The 16,344-nt window shown below is 54.6% G+C and carries 15 protein-coding genes; 8 read left to right on the forward strand and 7 right to left on the reverse strand.

Annotation, left to right across the window (positions count from 1 at the left end; all coding sequences use genetic code 11):
• Positions 1-80 precede the first annotated feature (80 nt).
• Positions 81-1,448, forward strand: a complete 1,368-nt coding sequence (gene hemN, locus CWI71_RS01420; RefSeq protein ID WP_126753468.1) for an oxygen-independent coproporphyrinogen III oxidase — start codon at positions 81-83, stop codon at positions 1,446-1,448.
• Here hemN and CWI71_RS01425 read toward each other — a convergent pair.
• On the reverse strand, positions 1,445-2,083 hold the full coding sequence (locus CWI71_RS01425; RefSeq protein WP_126753469.1) for a thiopurine S-methyltransferase: 639 nt from the start codon (positions 2,081-2,083) through the stop codon (positions 1,445-1,447). The genes hemN and CWI71_RS01425 overlap by 4 nt on opposite strands.
• 224 nt (positions 2,084-2,307) lie before the next feature.
• Between CWI71_RS01425 and trhP the strand changes: the two genes are divergently transcribed.
• Both trhP and CWI71_RS01435 read left to right on the forward strand, forming a co-directional pair.
• Positions 2,308-3,636: a prephenate-dependent tRNA uridine(34) hydroxylase TrhP gene (gene trhP / locus CWI71_RS01430; RefSeq protein WP_126753513.1), complete on the forward strand. Its 1,329-nt coding sequence runs from the start codon at positions 2,308-2,310 to the stop codon at positions 3,634-3,636.
• Positions 3,620-3,817 (forward strand): YfhL family 4Fe-4S dicluster ferredoxin, encoded by a 198-nt coding sequence (locus CWI71_RS01435; protein ID WP_126753470.1) that lies wholly within the window; start codon positions 3,620-3,622, stop codon positions 3,815-3,817. The genes trhP and CWI71_RS01435 overlap by 17 nt, the downstream gene beginning before the upstream one ends.
• A 9-nt stretch (positions 3,818-3,826) precedes the next feature.
• On the opposite strand, the gene CWI71_RS01440 is transcribed toward CWI71_RS01435, so the two are convergent.
• Positions 3,827-4,672 carry a LysR family transcriptional regulator gene (locus tag CWI71_RS01440; protein WP_126753471.1) on the reverse strand — a complete coding sequence of 282 codons (846 nt, stop codon included), beginning with the start codon at positions 4,670-4,672 and terminating at the stop codon, positions 3,827-3,829.
• A gap of 247 nt (positions 4,673-4,919) precedes the next feature.
• Between CWI71_RS01440 and CWI71_RS01445 the strand changes: the two genes are divergently transcribed.
• From CWI71_RS01445 to CWI71_RS01455, 3 genes are read left to right on the forward strand one after another with little or no spacing between them, the layout of a single operon-like run.
• Positions 4,920-6,098: an acyl-CoA dehydrogenase gene (locus CWI71_RS01445; RefSeq protein ID WP_126753472.1), complete on the forward strand. Its 1,179-nt coding sequence runs from the start codon at positions 4,920-4,922 to the stop codon at positions 6,096-6,098.
• A 33-nt stretch (positions 6,099-6,131) separates the two neighbouring features.
• Positions 6,132-8,336 (forward strand): thiamine pyrophosphate-dependent enzyme, encoded by a 2,205-nt coding sequence (locus CWI71_RS01450; RefSeq protein ID WP_126753473.1) that lies wholly within the window; start codon positions 6,132-6,134, stop codon positions 8,334-8,336.
• Positions 8,333-9,394, forward strand: coding sequence for a malonyl CoA-ACP transacylase (locus CWI71_RS01455; RefSeq protein WP_126753474.1), 1,062 nt, complete (start codon positions 8,333-8,335; stop codon positions 9,392-9,394). Before CWI71_RS01450 ends, CWI71_RS01455 begins: the two co-directional genes overlap by 4 nt.
• Here the strand turns inward: CWI71_RS01455 and CWI71_RS01460 are convergent.
• Positions 9,345-10,160: a mechanosensitive ion channel family protein gene (locus tag CWI71_RS01460; protein WP_126753475.1), complete on the reverse strand. Its 816-nt coding sequence runs from the start codon at positions 10,158-10,160 to the stop codon at positions 9,345-9,347. The genes CWI71_RS01455 and CWI71_RS01460 overlap by 50 nt on opposite strands.
• 10 nt (positions 10,161-10,170) lie before the next feature.
• Positions 10,171-11,151, reverse strand: a complete 981-nt coding sequence (locus tag CWI71_RS01465) for a hypothetical protein (RefSeq protein ID WP_126753476.1) — start codon at positions 11,149-11,151, stop codon at positions 10,171-10,173.
• Between the two features lie 72 nt (positions 11,152-11,223).
• Between CWI71_RS01465 and CWI71_RS01470 the strand changes: the two genes are divergently transcribed.
• Positions 11,224-11,604: a diacylglycerol kinase gene (locus CWI71_RS01470; RefSeq protein ID WP_126753477.1), complete on the forward strand. Its 381-nt coding sequence runs from the start codon at positions 11,224-11,226 to the stop codon at positions 11,602-11,604.
• Here the strand turns inward: CWI71_RS01470 and CWI71_RS01475 are convergent.
• A complete protein-coding gene (locus CWI71_RS01475; protein ID WP_126753478.1) occupies positions 11,601-12,572 on the reverse strand; it encodes a Vgb family protein in 972 nt (323 codons plus the stop codon). The two genes, CWI71_RS01470 and CWI71_RS01475, sit on opposite strands and share 4 nt — an antisense overlap.
• Before the next feature lie 30 nt (positions 12,573-12,602).
• Positions 12,603-13,715: a transporter substrate-binding domain-containing protein gene (locus CWI71_RS01480; protein WP_126753479.1), complete on the reverse strand. Its 1,113-nt coding sequence runs from the start codon at positions 13,713-13,715 to the stop codon at positions 12,603-12,605.
• Positions 13,716-13,793: 78 nt separating this feature from the next.
• On the opposite strand from CWI71_RS01480, the gene CWI71_RS01485 reads away from it, so the two are divergent.
• Positions 13,794-14,417: a LysE family translocator gene (locus tag CWI71_RS01485; RefSeq protein ID WP_126753480.1), complete on the forward strand. Its 624-nt coding sequence runs from the start codon at positions 13,794-13,796 to the stop codon at positions 14,415-14,417.
• On the opposite strand, the gene recQ is transcribed toward CWI71_RS01485, so the two are convergent.
• On the reverse strand, positions 14,414-16,231 hold the full coding sequence (recQ, locus tag CWI71_RS01490; protein WP_126753481.1) for a DNA helicase RecQ: 1,818 nt from the start codon (positions 16,229-16,231) through the stop codon (positions 14,414-14,416). The genes CWI71_RS01485 and recQ overlap by 4 nt on opposite strands.
• Between the last annotated feature and the right edge of the window lie 113 nt (positions 16,232-16,344).

Consider the following 16,344-nt stretch of genomic DNA (forward strand, 5'->3'; position numbering starts at 1 on the left):
ACCACCCTTTATGAGTATCAAATTCAGGCGCTGAATCACGTAAAATGAGTGCTTTCACTTGCTGCTGTCTGGAGCTTCATATGTCTGCGGTGACCTGGGATCAGGCGTTAATCAACAAATACAATATCAACGGTCCGCGTTATACGTCGTATCCGACCGCGCTTGCGCTGCGCCCCGACTTTGACACCGCAACAGTTGCCCACACGCTGCATCAGGCACCTGCAACTCTAAGCTTGTATCTACACTTACCGTTTTGCCATAAGCTTTGCTACTACTGCGGCTGTAATAAGCTCGTTACCCGCCATCAGCATAAAGCCGATCGTTACCTCGACAGGCTCGCCAAAGAGATGGCCATGTACCAGCCGCTGATTGACGAACGCCAGGTGAATCAGATTCATTTAGGCGGCGGAACTCCCACATTCCTGACCGAGGACCAGCTGACGCGCCTGTGGCAATTATTACAGCAGCATTTTAGCATCTCCGCCGAAGCCGAACTCAGCATCGAAATTGACCCGCGCAGTTGCTCGGACGAGAAACTGCGGCATCTGCGCCAGCTCGGCTTCAACCGCGTCAGCTATGGTATTCAGGACTTTGATGAACGAGTACAGATTGCCATTAACCGAGTGCAGGATACGGACCTGATCAAGCATCAAATCCAGCTCAGCCGTGCACTTGGCTTTGCTTCGGTGAATCTTGACTTGATTTATGGCTTACCTTACCAGCAACCACAGTCGTTCGCCTCTTCCATTGACCAAGTGATTGATTTAGCGCCTGATCGGGTCTCGCTGTTCAGCTACGCCCATTTACCTCAACGTTTTGCCGGACAGCGTAAAATTTCTGACAGTTCGCTGCCTTCAGCGCCCGTTAAGCTTGAGCTGCTGCAACTTGCGATCACCCGCTTCAGTGCGGCTGGCTATCAGTTTATTGGCATGGATCATTTTGCTAAACAGGATGATGAACTTGCTCTGGCGCAGCAGCAAGGTCGTCTGCAGCGAAACTTTCAGGGCTACACCACCGCCGGTCAGGACTGCACCTTAGGGTTAGGTGCTTCCTCCATCAGTCAGATCAACGGTATTTTATGGCAAAATGCCAAAGACCTGAGCGATTATTATGACGCGCTTGATGCAGACACCTTGCCGGTGGTTAAAGGCTTCAGTTTAAGCGCCGATGACCGCATGCGCGCGGCACTTATTTCACAATTCATCTGCCACTTTCAACTGGATCTCAAAGCATTCAGTGAACAGTGGCAATTAGCCGATTTCTGGCACTATTTCGCGGACGCAGAAAGCAAGCTGGCCCCTTTCATTGAAGACGGTTTAGTGGAAGTAAGTGAACACCAACTTAAGGTGACGGATAAAGGCCGGTTATGGGTAAGAAGTATCTGTGCCTGCTTCGATGCCTACCTGAATAACGAGGCGGTGGCGCCCCGTTACTCTAAAGTGGTTTAGTCAAAGAGAAGATACGCTTGCTCAGTGATTGGGCTCGCGCCTATCGCATCTTGCTTCGCGAACGCCTGAGTTTGCGCCATACGACGTATTTTAAAACGTTTACCAAAGCGCTCTTTCACTTCTTCTTCAGCCACAGAAAATGGTGGTCCTTCGCGTAAGCCTGAGGGGTACTCCACGGTAATAAGTAGCCCCTTGCTGCCGCTGGGAAGCCGTTGGTTAATGACCTCCACATAGCGGGCACGCAACGGATCCGGTAATGCGACCAGTGCCGCACGATCGTACCAGGCGTCAATGTCGGCAAGATCTTCCGAAGTTAAATCAAGCACGTCGCCGACCCAGATGACCAGCTCATCGAGCGCATACTCTTTAAATGCGCCACGCTTAGTGACTTTTGGCAGCAACTGGTTCTCACGAAAAAAGGTTTCCACTGCCAGTTCACTGATTTCCACACCGAATACCCGATAGCCCTGATCAAGCAGCCATAACATGTCTTTGGTTTTGCCACATAGCGGCACAAAGACGCGGCCACTACTGCCAAGCTTAGAAAAGTAGCTGGTCAGCAATTCATGAAAAGCGTCGCGGTGAAAGCCGATTTGCTGATTCTGCCAGCGCCGGTGCCAAAATGCATGGTCCATAAATAAACCTCCCCTTTACCGAGGTTAAGTTAAGCACAGTTCATAATTATCGGCTATTGCAACCGAAATCCACTCTCAACCAATGTTCCGTTCTGGTGTGACATTGACGTGAACGCAGAAGCCTTTTATTGATCCGGATCAGCGTTTTTTTTGACGCCAATCCGTAAACTGACTGACGAAATTGCGCCCGATCAACTTTTAGAAGTCGTTGTATGTCCAAAACCATGAAAGCCCCCGAATTACTTTGCCCGGCCGGTAGCCTCGATGCCATGCGCATGGCCTTCGCCTATGGCGCCGACGCGGTTTATGCCGGTCAACCACGCTACAGCCTGCGTGTGCGTAACAACAGTTTCGACCTGGCCAACCTGAAAGTAGGTATTGAAGAAGCCCATGCGCTGGGCAAAAAATTCTACGTGGTGGTGAACCTGGCGCCGCATAACGCCAAACTGAAAACCTTTGTCGCCGACATGGCTGCGGTGGTGGCACTGAAGCCCGACGCCCTGATTGTTTCTGACCCCGGCATTATTATGCTGTTGCGCGAACATTATCCGGAGCAGGCGCTGCACTTGTCGGTACAGGCCAATACCATTAACTGGGCGGCGGTGAAATTCTGGCAGCAACAAGGCATCTGTCGGGTGATCTTGTCGCGCGAACTGGAAGTGAAAGAAATCGCTGAAATTCGCGCCCAATGTCCAGACATGGAGCTGGAGGTTTTTGTCCACGGAGCGCTGTGCATGGCGTACTCGGGCCGCTGCCTGCTGTCGGGTTACATTAATAAGCGTGACCCGAATCAGGGCGCCTGTACCAATGCCTGTCGCTGGCCGTATCAGGTACATGACGCGGTCGAAGACGCGGTCGGCCAGTTCCGCCCCATTGATCGCCCGGTATTGCTGGAAGAGCCGCAACGCCCCGGCGAGCTGATGCTGATGGATGAGGACATTCACGGCACCTACATCATGAACTCCAAAGATTTGCGCGGTGTACAGCATGTGCAGGCGCTTGCCGCCATGGGTATCCACTCGTTAAAAATTGAAGGTCGCACCAAATCCAATTATTACGTAGCCCGCACCGCGCAGGTGTACCGTCAGGCCATTGACGATGCCGTTGCGGGCCGGCCATTTAATCGGGCACTGTTACAGGACCTGGAAGGCATGGCCAACCGCGGCTTTACCGAAGGCTTCTTGCGCCGCCATGTGCCCAGTGAATTGCAGAACTACCAGACCAGCCACAGTCAGGGCGAGCAGTTACTGGTCGGCGATATTTTGCGAAGCGATGCTCTGGATGCCACGGTGACCGTGAAAAACGCCTTTGCCAGCGGTGATCAGCTGATACTGATGAAGCCGTCAGGCAATGTCCGCTTTGTCGCCGGCACACTTTACAACCAGCAGCTTGAGCCGGTAGCGCGGGCACCTGGCTCAGGTCATGAAGTGCAGCTGCGGCTACCGTGCGAACTGGCACCTGGCGATAACGGCTTTGCCATGCTGATAAAAGAATTACCCAAGCCCCCCGGGGCGATTGCCATCAAGGAGGTGTCCCATGCCGGTCATCATTGATAGTGATTGTATTAACTGCGATATGTGCGTACCCGAATGTCCGAATGAGGCCATTGAAATGGGCCCCGCCCATTATGTCGTGAATGCCGACAAATGTACCGAGTGCGAAGGCTTTTATGACGCTCCGGCCTGTATTCCGGTGTGTCCGGTCGACTGCATGCACCTGGTGCCGGACAGCTGACGCTTCCCGTCAGCTGTGCCCGGCGGTTTGCCGGCACACCTGTTGTAACCAGCGCAGCGGGCCGCTCTCGCCTTGGCTGCGGGGGTACGCCATGCCAATGGTGCGCTCCAGATTTAAATCGGCGACCGGTCGCAGTACCACGTCATGGCGTGCCCGTAACGATTCTAAATCAGGCACCAGCGCGCAGCCCACGCCGGCCGAAACCAGGCCCAGCGCATACTCAATGGTATGAATATCGGCGCGAATATCGGGTTGAATGCCCTGTCGCACCAGTTCCGGATAGAAAGTGGACCAGGCTTCACAAGGGGTACGCTTGATCAACGCCTGTCCCTGCATCTGCGCCAGCGTGATCTGTTCCTGTAGTGCCAGCGGGTGGCCAGCAGGCAGGGCCAGCACAAAGCGGTCATGCCAGATCGGCAAAAACTGCTCGCCGGCTTTGAGCATACGCGGGGTAATAATTCGGGCATCCGCTTCCTCGTCAGGCTCCACCAAGTGCAACTCAAGGCCATCGACGCCGGCGGTAAAGTCGCGCAACAACTGACTCATGCGCTCTACCCCCAAGGCCCGAATCAGACCCAGGCGGAACTGCACGCGCGTTACACTGTGCCGAAACGATGCCCGCAACGACTGCATCTGACTTAACATGCGCCCGGCATGACCATACAAACGCTCGCCATCTTCGGTGGCGGTGACACCCCGCGACTGGCGCTGAAACAGCTGCACCTGCAACTCATCTTCGAGCTGTTGCAGGGCTTTTGACAAACTCGGCTGCGCCACGTGACAGGCGCGGGCGGCGGCGCTGATGCTACCTTGCTCATAGACGGCAACGAAATATTGCAACTGACGCAAATCCATAGTTAAAAGCTATACCTACTCTAAAATTTATATGATTTAACTTTACGTCATTTCATCGTAAAGTGATACAAAACAACCACGTTGATGGTTATTGGATACTAGTTATTGAGAGCACTTATTGGCTCTGCCAACTGCATTCCAATAACTAATATCCAATAACTAATATCTAATATCTAATAACTAATAACTAATAACTAATAACTAATAACTAATAACTAATAACTAATAACGTATTTGAGGTTTATTGATGGCTCGTTTCCCTTTTGACTGGCAAGACCCGTTTCAGCTTGACTCCATGCTGAGCGAAGAAGAACGCATGATCCGTGATACTGCCCACCAGTATTGTCAGGAAAGGCTCATGCCCCGTGTATTAACTGCTAACCGTGAAGAGCGCTTTGATCGCGAAATCATGAATGAGCTGGGTGAGCTGGGTCTGTTAGGTGCTACGTTGCCCGAGAAGTATGGCTGCTCGGCGGTCAATTATGTCTGTTACGGGCTGGTGGCGCGCGAGGTAGAGCGGGTCGACAGTGGCTATCGCAGTGCCATGAGTGTGCAGTCGTCGTTGGTCATGCACCCGATTCACGAATATGGTACCGAAGAACAACGACAGAAATATTTGCCGAAGCTGGCCAGCGGTGAGTGGGTCGGCTGCTTTGGCCTTACCGAACCGGACGCGGGTTCAGACCCGGCCGGCATGCGTACCACAGCGAAGAAAGTCGACGGTGGTTATGTGCTGAAGGGCAGCAAAATGTGGATCACCAACTCACCGATTGCCGATGTCTTTGTAGTTTGGGCGAAACTTGATGGTGAAATCCGTGGCTTTATTCTTGAGCAGGGCATGAAGGGACTGTCGGCGCCGAAGATTGAAGGTAAGTTTTCGTTACGCGCGTCGATTACCGGCGAGATTGTGATGGATAATGTTGAGGTGCCTGAGTCTGCGTTGCTGCCAAATGTCAGTGGTCTGAAAGGTCCGTTTGGCTGTCTGAATAAGGCGCGCTACGGCATTGCCTGGGGTGCCTTAGGAGCGGCAGAGTTCTGCTGGCATGCAGCACGTCAGTACACCCTTGATCGCGAACAATTTAATCGCCCGCTGGCAGCCACACAGCTAGTCCAGAAGAAGCTTGCTGACATGCAAACCGAGATCAGTATCGGTCTGCTCGGCTGCTTACAGGCCGGACGCCTGATGGACGCCGGTCAATTACCACCGGAAACCATCTCGCTAATAAAACGCAACTCGTGCGGCAAGGCGCTCGACATTGCTCGCATTGCCCGCGACATGCACGGTGGCAATGGCATTGCCGATGAATACCATGTGATTCGGCATGTGATGAACCTCGAAGCAGTCAACACCTACGAGGGCACCCACGACGTGCACGCGCTCATTCTGGGTCGCGCGCAAACGGGCATTCAGGCTTTTAGCTGCTAACTCACTCAGCTACGCAGACCAAGGGAGGCGTTTATGGCTGCAGCAATGCACCCATGGCTGGGCGAGTTTATCCAGCGTATAGAACAACAACAGTTGCCACACGCACAGGCAGCAGGCGGCATTTTAAGTGACGCGGACCTGACTGAGCTGTTCGACTCGCAACTCGCCAGTCGCTTGCTCGATTTGCAGTCGCGTCTGATGCAGGCTGCCGGGCAAAGCTTTTATACTATTGGCAGTTCAGGACATGAGGCCAACGCTGCTGTTGCCAAAGCACTGCGCGTTAACGACCCGGCTTTTTTGCATTACCGCAGCGGGGCGTTTTTCTTACAACGGGCAAAACAAAGGCCCGGCGGCACGCCTTTTTATGACATGTTGCTGAGTTTCGCCGCTTCCAGTCACGACCCGATCTCGGGTGGCCGCCACAAAGTGCTGGGTAGTCTGGTTCTGCATATCCCGCCGCAGACCAGTACTATTGCTTCGCACCTGCCTAAAGCCATGGGTACCGCGTTTGCTATTGGACTGTCCAAACGGCTGCAACATCAGGGCAGCTGGCCTCATGATGCCATTGCTATGTGCAGCTTTGGCGATGCCTCAGCGAATCATTCCACTGCGTTAGGCGCTATCAACTCAGCCAGCTGGGCAGCCTACCAGCAAATTCCGATGCCATTGTTACTGGTTTGCGAGGACAATGGTCTGGGTATTTCCACCCATACCCCGCAAGGCTGGATCCAGCAGCAATTAAGCCAGCGGCCGGCACTAAAATACTTTTTCGCTGACGGCAGCAACCTTGCTGAGACTTATCTGGTCGCGCAGCAAGCTGCTGATTATGTACGCCAAAAACGCAAGCCCGCAGTACTACATCTGCGCACCATACGACTGTTCGGGCACGCCGGTGCCGACGCTGAAGTGGCGTATCGCAGCAAGCAGGAAATTGCCCGCGATGCTGAGCGTGACCCGCTGCTCTTCAGCTGCGCCGCGCTGATCAACCGTGACCTGTATAGCCATGCCTCACTGGTTGAACATATTCGCCGTCAACAACAGCGTATTGCCAGGATAGCCGCGCAGGCAGCGCAACAGCCGAAGCTGGAAACAGCCGAACAGGTGATGCGCTCCATCGTGCCGCCGAAGCGGCCGGCCGAGCAGCTGCCGGCAGTTCCGGGGTCGCAGCAGCGCCAGCAATTGTTCCACTGGGACAAGCACAATTTCACCAAGCGCCAGCACCTGGCCAAACTGCTGAACTGGTCCTTACACGACCTGATGGCGCAGTATCAGAATATCGTCATGTGTGGTGAAGATATCGCGAAAAAAGGCGGTGTTTACCACGTCACGCAACATCTGATGGAAGCCTTTGGTCCAAACCGCGTACTAAATACCGTGCTGGACGAGCAAAGTATTCTGGGGCTCGCCATTGGTATGGCCCAGCAGGGCTTCATTGCCATGCCGGAAATTCAGTTTCTGGCTTACGTGCATAATGCCGAAGACCAGATCCGCGGCGAAGCGGCGACGTTATCGTTTTTCTCCGATGGCCAGTACACCAACCCGATGGTCATTCGCATTGCCGGTCTGGCGTACCAGAAGGGCTTTGGCGGCCATTTCCACAACGACAATTCCTTCGCAGTCTTTCGTGATATCCCCGGGGTCATCGTGTTATGTCCCTCGAACGGTCACGACGGCGCGCTGCTCATGCGTCAGGCGGTCCATCTGGCAGCTGTCGAACAACGCGTGGTCGTTATGCTTGAGCCCATTGCGCTGTACATGACGCGCGACCTGCATAGCGAAGGCGACGGTGGCTGGCTTTGCGACTATCCGGAGCCGGATACAGCACTACCTGAACCGGGTGAACCGGCTGTACATGGTAGCGGTGAAGAACTGGCGATTATTTCTTACGGCAACGGCTATTATCTGAGCCGTCAGGCCGAGGCTAAATTAACGGCGGCTGGCCACAAGGTGCGGGTTCTGGATCTGCGTTGCCTGGTACCCTTGCACGTCGACAAAATTGTGGCAGCGCTGGAGAACTGTAAACGGGTATTGATTGTCGATGAGTGTCGCCGCCGCGGCTCACTGAGTGAAGAGCTGACCACCGCTTTGTGCGAGGACTACCCGGGGCGCTTTACCGTGCAGCGGCTCACCGCCGAGGACAGCTTCATTCCGCTGGGCAAAGCGGCTTATGCGGTTTTACCCTCAGCTGAGGGTATCGTTACAGCGGCCGAAAAGATGTTACAGGAAGCACAAAAATGAAGAAAACCGCTTTAGTCATCTGCCCGGGACGTGGCACTTATAATAAACCTGAACTTGGCTCTATTTCCGCGAATCTAGGTGCATCTTCGCCGAAAATAAAAGAAGATTTGCAATCTGTACTTAGCCAGATAGACGCTGAGCGCGCCCAGTCAGGCCTGGCGACGGTCAGCGAATTAGATCAGGCCAAACTGTTTAAAACGTCGCTGCACCAAAAACCTGAGCATGCGGCCGCACTCATCTATGCGGCCGGTTATCTTGATTATCTGAGCATCGACCGGGAGCGCTACGATATTGCCGCCATTACCGGGAATTCAATGGGTTGGTATACCGCCATGGCGTGTGGCGGCGCCTGGTCGGTCGCAACCAGCACCCGTTTAGTCACCAGTATGGCGCTGTTGACCGCTGGCGGCGCGGGTGCGCAATTTATCTACCCGGTGGTGGACAGTGAATGGCGCCCTGATGCACAGCGCATCGCCTTAGTTGAGGAACAACTGGCCGCACACCAGGGCCAGTTGATGCGCTCGATCAATTATGGCGGCTATGCGGTTCTGGCGGGTACCGAAGAGGCCTGTGCAGCAGCAATGAAAGCGCTGCCCGTGGCAGATGAGCGTTTTCCGTTGTTACTTCCCGGCCATGCGGCATTTCACACCAGGTTAATGGCTGCCGCTGCCGCGCAAGCACAGGAAACCTGGCCGGTGGCAGCATTCCAGCCGCCACAAACGCCGCTCATCGACGGTCGCGGCCAGCAATGGCTTTCACCTGAGACCGATCGCACCGCCTTGCAGCGTTATACGCTGGGCCACCAGGTCACAGAAACCTTTGATTTTACCAAGGCAGTGCAGGTGGCGGTGAAAGAGTATGCGCCGGATCATATTATCCTGCTCGGCCCCGGCAGCGGTCTTGGCGGCGCGGTGGCGCAATCACTGATTGCCATCAACTGGCAGGGTTTGCGCAGCAAAGCTGACTTTAGCGAACGCCAGACGCAAGCAGACGTGCCCTACGTTTTGTCTATGGGTTTAGCTGAGCAGCGTGCTCTGGTGACAGCCGGGCGAAACTAACCGGTAACGCACGCAGGCAGGATTTGCCTCGCGCGGTCAGGTCCGTCAGAAACTGGAATTGCTGACGCGGGTCAATGGGGTAGGCTTTCAGTTTATAATGCGTACCCCAGGGCTCTTCGTTGCTGACCACGACAATAGGTTTCGCCAGTTGCACATAGGGACTGGTCAGTGCTACGTCCTCAAGCAAGTGCTTGACCTGATTAGCATCATGTTCAGGGTGCAGGTAAAAGTCGGCCACGCACATCAGGCTCGGGCCACCGTTATTGGCGTTATGTATCAGCGCCGACCACAGTTTCATATGCGGAATGAAAACCACAGTGTCATCGGGAGTGACAATTTCGACGGCGCGCATGCCGATATGCTTCACTTCGCCGTAGGTACCTTCGACACAGATCCAATCACCCGGACGATAGGGCACTTCGTAGACCGCAACGACCCCGGCCACCACACTGCTGACATAGTCTTTTAGCGCAAAGCCAATGGCCAAACCTGCCGCGCCAATAATGGCTACCATATTGCGCGCGCTTGGTTCAATAATCAGCGGTATGACCCAAACAATGGCAGCAATAAGCACCACAACCCGTACCGTGGGAATAAGCGCCAGCACAAACAACCTTTGCTTACCATGAAAATGGTCGGCCAGCATAGGTAAGAGCTTCTGGCTGCACCAGATAACCACCCAGGACAGGACAATAACAATGCCGATCTCAAGCAGGGCGGCGCTATCGATATCTTTGAAAATGCTTAAAAACTTTTCCGTATCCATGACGCTCCCGTTAAAATGCGTCTAACCAGTAACCGCGGCCGGCTAGGAAGTCACGCACATCGACATAGGCATAGACCGTGACCCGCCAGACATTGTCGTCATCAAATTCAATTACACCGTTTTGTTGCAGTCTAAGTAACTGCACGTCCAGCTGATCCGGCGCCAGCATGGGCAATACCAGCTGTAGGTGCTCGCCCTTCAGGCCGTGGTGCAGCAATAACGCGTACAAGATGAAAGCAGTGCCGTCATCTGCCTCACTGGGCATTTGCGGTGATGTTCTCTCGCTTTCCTGCTCTAAGGCCCACAGGGCAAGGGCGACGGCAACATTGCCGCGTGCCTTGGCGTTGAGTTTACGCAGTACTTTATCACTGGCTTCTATGCCGACCTGCCGCAGCAGCTCTGGCGTGGCGGCAGCAAAGCAGTAACAGTGTGGCAAGCTAAGCGGCCAGGCACGTTGTAAAAAGGCAAAGGTCCAGCTATCTACCACGACGACTCCCTGCCCTAATTCACCGCGCAGCAGACGTGGCAATAAAGCACGGATAAACTGCATGTGCGAGGTCGTACGCAACCAGAATGAAGAAAATTCATCGAGTAACCAGCGCTCGCATTGCTGCGGCTTCCACCAGCTTTGCGTTTCGGCGCTTTGCAGCTGTTCTTTGTCAGGTAAATCTAATTGTTGATAGCCATGCTTTTTCGCCCAGGCGCGCAGAATGGCACCGGAGCCGCTAAACGGTGGGCTGACGACAAAACGTACGCTTGGCGCGCTGTCACTGTCTTCCCAGGCTTGCTCAACAGCGGCTACGCCAGGTTCGAGGTCAAATTCACGATAATGAGGAAAGTCCTGCTCTTCTGGCGTGGCATCTTCATCGCGGGTCAGCCCGAGCATATTCTGCAGGCGTAGCCAGGTTTTCTGCACCATGGTGCTGGCCGGTGCTGAAGGGCGTTCAAAGTCATCAAGCGCAATCAGTTGCCAATGATTGTGAGGAGCCATAAAGTTAAGCGATCCTTAAGTTCACTGATGTATTACACTGTACACCATCTGACTGAAACGAAAAGTAATACGATGAAACCACCGCAAAAAGGACTGCTGCGCATTGTCCGCGCTACCGTGAACTCTTACCGTGGTCTGCGCATTGCGCTGCGCAGCGAGGCCGCATTCCGCCAGGACATGTTGTTGGCTGCAATACTCCTGCCACTAGCCTGGTGGCTGACCGATCAAGCAGTCGAACGGGCGTTATTGATGCTGCCGGTCTTTATTCTGCTGATTGTTGAGCTGTTAAATTCAGCCGTTGAAGCAACCGTCGATCGCATTAGCCCTGACCTTCACGAACTTAGCGGCAAAGCCAAGGACATTGCCTCGACCGCCGTCATGTTTAGTCTGGTGTTGATTGGCGTGATCTGGGCCACGGTATTGTGGCCGCAGATCACGCAGTGGCTCGGTTAATTGTCGGCGTACTCAATACGCGCCTGACCAACGGTGTTGGCATCGGTGCCAAACCACAGGCTCTGGCTGGCCTTATCAAATACCATATGGCGCACGGTGCCACCGCCGCTAGGCACCGGCACGGGCTCCGTGAATTCTTCGCTGTCAATATGAAAGCCGACGAAGCGGTTCGGTTGCGGTCCGGTCTCGGCAAACCAGAGATAGCCCTGATCATCGGCTGCCATGGCGTAAGGTAGTGAGCCGTTGCCCGCCGGCATTGGCCATTCCTGCACCTCGCCAGTGTCGCGGTCATAGCGACCCAGATGACCGCCAGCATAATCCACGTACCAGATAGCACCATCGGTGCCTTCGGCCAGACGACGGGGTCGGTTGGCTTGCGGGCGAGGCAATTCAATTTCATGGAGGGCGCCATCACGGAAGGTCACCAGTTTGTGGCTGCCAAACAACGTAGCCCAAGGCTGGCCATCGACCATGATCAGACCGTAGGGGCGCGCCCGTGGTGTCGCCACGTCATAGAGCTCAATCTCATTAGCGCTGACGTCGAAAAAGCCGAGCTGATTGGCGCCCTGCGCGGTGAACCAGATGTCACCCTCCTCAGTAAACTGCATGGTATGCACGTCCCGGCGGCCATCGCCCGGTAGCGGATACTGGGTAATTTCATAAGTAGCATGATCAATCCGACCGATATGTGCGGCTTTGTTACCGGCATACCAGGCACCACGCTCATCGACGATAATATTGTGCGGTCCGGCGCCAGCCGGCAGGTCAATGCGTTGAAACTCACCGGTCTGCGGGTTCAGAATTGCGGCGTAATCGGCACGTTGCCCGACAAACCAGACATGTTCAGCATTTTGTACGTAAGGATCGCGCGGTCGCGAGTCGGGCCAGGGCACCTGCCACTCGTTAATCGTAACGGTCGCGGGGGCCGATGCCCCCGCCATCAGTACAGCAAACGTTAAACCTAGCATGGTTTATCCTCCTTTAGGTAGACGCTTAGATTATAGCGAATCTCCCAGATAACGACTGACCGCTTCACGCCATTCGGCACTACGCACATAACGCAATAATGCGCCGTTGACCTCTTCGCGGTGTTCCGCACGTTGTGGTAACACAATGGCATAGTCTTGCGGGGCGAAGGTTTCCGGCAGTACGATTAAGCCTTTAAAACCTTTGCGCAACTGATATTTCAGTAATGGCGCGTCATACACAACGGCATCGGCCCGGCCCTGCTGCACCGCCAACAATGCCTCGCGCAGGTTCTCGTACTCCTGATAACCAATATTCTCGCGATCGAGCCAGTACGCGCTGTATGAGTTCGGCACACTGGCGACGCGTACGCTGACCAGGTCATCTTTGCTCTGTACCCGGGTCGACAGTTTGTTAATGGTTAGCGCTGAGGTAATCGATGCGGTAAAACTGGAAATAATAATGACACTTGTAAACATCCACACCAGGGCGATCAGCCGGCCTAACGAACTACGGGGTGACTTGTCACCATAACCGACGGTAGTCATCGTCACTGCCGCCCACCAGAAGCCTGCACCAATGCCGCGCACCGAAGCGTTTTTGAACTCGTCGGGGTTATGCCGCCGCTCGGCCAGCCAGACCAACCAGCCGGCAATCAGTAAAATACCGATGAGCGCCAGCATGACTGTCATAAACTCGAAGCTGAGAAAACGTTTGATGGTTGGCCACCAGCCAGCGCCCTCGGCAGCCGGTACCGCAATCCCCAGGCCGGCGTTATAAAACGGCAGCGTAAAGTCAATCATGCTTTCCCGGTCGGCGGTCACTGATACTGCTCCTAAGCCGACGTCATAATCTGCAAGCGCAACGCCGGAAATCAGCGCATCCAGGCCAACCTCACGATAGTTATAGTCATAGCCGTTCACTGTCGCGATATGCTCCCACAGTTCAATGGTCAGCCCGCGGAACTGCCCTTGTTCGTCTTTGGTCACGAACGGCGGGCTGACGCGTACCGCGACATCCAGTGGCGCGGCGGCGGGGTTGGCACTATCGGCCTGAGCGGTAAGCGGCGTGGCAGAGGCGGTAAGCACGGCCAGCAATGACCAGACACAGAGCGCCATTGTCAGTTTCATTGTCAATTTGTGCATCAGATCTCCTTGTTTTTCACTTGCTTCTCGGGGCACACTTATTCTAAGTATACAGATCTCACGGAAAATGAGTTCACTATGGAAATTTTCATCGCGGTACTGTTTTTTGCTTTTTCAACAACTATCACGCCCGGGCCAAATAATGTCATGATCATGTCATCTGGCGTCAATTACGGTGTTCGCGCCAGCATGCGGCACTTTCTCGGCATTTGTCTGGGATTCCCGCTGATGGTCTTACTGGTCGGTTTTGGTTTTGGGGTGGTGTTCGAAAAGTTTCCCAATCTGCACCAGCTGATTAAGGTCGTTGGGGTGCTTTATTTACTGTGGCTGGCTTGGCACATTGCCAGCGCCGAACCCAAAGCCATTAAGCGCGGCGAGAGGAAACCTTTTAATTTCTGGCAGGCGGCGGCATTTCAGTGGGTGAATGCCAAAGCCTGGATGATGGCCTCGGGCGCTGTTGCCGCCTATACCACGGTGCACGGTAACCCGGTGACTGAAGTGCTGGCCATTACCCTGGCGTTTTTGCTGATGGCGTTTCCCTGTGTCGGTATTTGGTTACTTTTTGGGCGTCTATTACGGAAGCTACTGGCAAACTCAGTGTTTCAGCGTGTGTTTAACGTGACCATGGGGCTGATTCTGGTCGCGTCAATTGTTCCTGTATTGCAGGACCTGTGGCAATTTTACTTCGCCCGATCCGCTTAAAACTGCAGTAGCGGCTCTTCCTCTGCATCCAGATACGCGGTAATGGCGGCAATAAACGCCTCACCATAACGGGCATATTTGGTTTGCCCGACGCCGCTGATCAGCATCATGCTTTGCTCGTCGGTGGGGTAATGCACGGCCATTTCGACCAGAGTCGCGTCGCTGAATACCACAAACGGCGGCTTGTCCTCCGCTTCAGCGATGCTCTTACGCAGGGCGCGCAAGCGGCGAAACAGGAGTTTGTCGTAGTCGGCGCGGTCGGTTACTTTCGGCTTGCTTACCGCCAGGTTCATCCGCGGCTCGGCCAGTTGCAGCGCCACTTCGCCCCGCAATACCGGGCGGGCAGCCGCGGTCAACTGCAAGGTGCCGTAATGCTGAATATTCTGAATCACCAGACCACGGTGAATTAGCTGGCGAATAATACCCAGCCAGTAGCTTTGGCTTTGCTCAGCGCCAATGCCAAAGGTCGACAATTGTTCATGTCCTAACGCGGTGAGGCGCTGCGACTGACTGCCACGCAAGACATCTATGACATGATTGGCACCAAAGCGTTGCCCCACGCGGTAAATGCAGCTTAGAACCTTTTGCGCGTCGACCGTGCCATCGTACTGGCGTGGCGGATCGAGACAGATATCGCAGTTACCACAGGCTTCGTCGCGAAACTCATTAAAGTAATTCAGTAATACCAGCCGACGACAGGTTTGCGCTTCACCAAGCGCCTGCATGGCACCAAATTTATGCAACTCGACCTGGCGTCGCTGCTCGTCAGGGTGTTCGTTGATCATACTGCGGATCCAGCCAGCGTCGCTTGGGTCATACAACAGCACTGCTTCGGCGGGCAGACCGTCACGTCCGGCGCGACCGGTTTCCTGATAGTAGGCTTCAATACTGCGGGGAACATCAAAATGAACAACAAAACGCACATTGGGCTTGTTGATTCCCATCCCAAAGGCGACCGTCGCCACGACCACGTCAATATCATCACGCACAAAGCCGCGTAAAATCAGATCACGCTCGTCATGCGCCATGCCAGCATGATAACCCGCGGCACGAATACCATCCTGACGCAGACGCTCGGCTAATTCATCAACGCGCTTGCGGCTACCACAATAAACGATGCCGGAAGCGCCTTTTTGTTTCGCAATGTAGTCACGCAACTGCTTCTGCGGCTTAAATTTCTCTTCAACAATGTAACGAATATTCGGCCGATCAAAAGAGCTTTTAAACACTTCCGGCTGGTGCAGGTGCAGACGCTGAATAATATCCGCCTCGGTCGCGGCATCGGCAGTCGCGGTGAGCGCCATAAACGGCACCTGCGGCAACGCCTCACGGAGCTGCGCCAGCTGCCCGTATTCGGGGCGAAAGTCATGTCCCCACTGCGAAATGCAGTGTGCCTCATCAATCGCGACCAACGTCACCTGCCACTGTTGCAACTGACGCATAAAGTACCCTTGCAGGGCTCGCTCAGGGCTTACATACAGAAGCTTTAACTGGCCTGTGGCTGCTTGTTGTAACACCTGCTGTTGCTGCTCGGGTGCAAGGCCATTATGCAGCGCCGCGGCAGCCACGCCCATGGTCTTTAAGCTCTCTACCTGATCCTGCATCAGTGAAATGAGCGGAGAGACCACCAGGCTGACACCCTCGGCCATCAGTGCCGGCAACTGATAACACAGCGACTTACCGCCACCGGTGGGCATTAGCACCAGCGCGTCCTGCCCTTGCTGCACCGCACCAATGACCTGCTCCTGGCCGGGCCGGAAAGCGGCGTAGCCAAAGACATCGGCAAGTACTTTTGACAGCGCAATAGCAGTCATTAACGGGGGCTCCGATTGCGGAAAAGGTGAATACGTTCTATTGTATGCATCCTGCGCGGCCAGCACCACCGCCAAGCCGGCTTTTCCGACAAATCGCCGTGGTAACTGGTTAT

Origin of the sequence: Pseudidiomarina insulisalsae, assembly GCF_003987065.1 — a bacterium.
In the GTDB taxonomy this organism is placed as follows: Bacteria; Pseudomonadota; Gammaproteobacteria; order Enterobacterales; family Alteromonadaceae; genus Pseudidiomarina; species Pseudidiomarina insulisalsae.

What these genes read in the sequence shown, in the direction of transcription:
- hemN (WP_126753468.1), top strand. Translation starts at nt 81, where the DNA reads ATGTCTGCGGTGACCTGGGATCAGGCGTTAATCAACAAATACAATATC.
- CWI71_RS01425 (WP_126753469.1), bottom strand. Translation starts at nt 2,083, where the DNA reads ATGGACCATGCATTTTGGCACCGGCGCTGGCAGAATCAGCAAATCGGC.
- trhP (WP_126753513.1), top strand. Translation starts at nt 2,308, where the DNA reads ATGAAAGCCCCCGAATTACTTTGCCCGGCCGGTAGCCTCGATGCCATG.
- CWI71_RS01435 (WP_126753470.1), top strand. Translation starts at nt 3,620, where the DNA reads ATGCCGGTCATCATTGATAGTGATTGTATTAACTGCGATATGTGCGTA.
- CWI71_RS01440 (WP_126753471.1), bottom strand. Translation starts at nt 4,672, where the DNA reads ATGGATTTGCGTCAGTTGCAATATTTCGTTGCCGTCTATGAGCAAGGT.
- CWI71_RS01445 (WP_126753472.1), top strand. Translation starts at nt 4,920, where the DNA reads ATGGCTCGTTTCCCTTTTGACTGGCAAGACCCGTTTCAGCTTGACTCC.
- CWI71_RS01450 (WP_126753473.1), top strand. Translation starts at nt 6,132, where the DNA reads ATGGCTGCAGCAATGCACCCATGGCTGGGCGAGTTTATCCAGCGTATA.
- CWI71_RS01455 (WP_126753474.1), top strand. Translation starts at nt 8,333, where the DNA reads ATGAAGAAAACCGCTTTAGTCATCTGCCCGGGACGTGGCACTTATAAT.
- CWI71_RS01460 (WP_126753475.1), bottom strand. Translation starts at nt 10,160, where the DNA reads ATGGATACGGAAAAGTTTTTAAGCATTTTCAAAGATATCGATAGCGCC.
- CWI71_RS01465 (WP_126753476.1), bottom strand. Translation starts at nt 11,151, where the DNA reads ATGGCTCCTCACAATCATTGGCAACTGATTGCGCTTGATGACTTTGAA.
- CWI71_RS01470 (WP_126753477.1), top strand. Translation starts at nt 11,224, where the DNA reads ATGAAACCACCGCAAAAAGGACTGCTGCGCATTGTCCGCGCTACCGTG.
- CWI71_RS01475 (WP_126753478.1), bottom strand. Translation starts at nt 12,572, where the DNA reads ATGCTAGGTTTAACGTTTGCTGTACTGATGGCGGGGGCATCGGCCCCC.
- CWI71_RS01480 (WP_126753479.1), bottom strand. Translation starts at nt 13,715, where the DNA reads ATGCACAAATTGACAATGAAACTGACAATGGCGCTCTGTGTCTGGTCA.
- CWI71_RS01485 (WP_126753480.1), top strand. Translation starts at nt 13,794, where the DNA reads ATGGAAATTTTCATCGCGGTACTGTTTTTTGCTTTTTCAACAACTATC.
- recQ (WP_126753481.1), bottom strand. Translation starts at nt 16,231, where the DNA reads ATGACTGCTATTGCGCTGTCAAAAGTACTTGCCGATGTCTTTGGCTAC.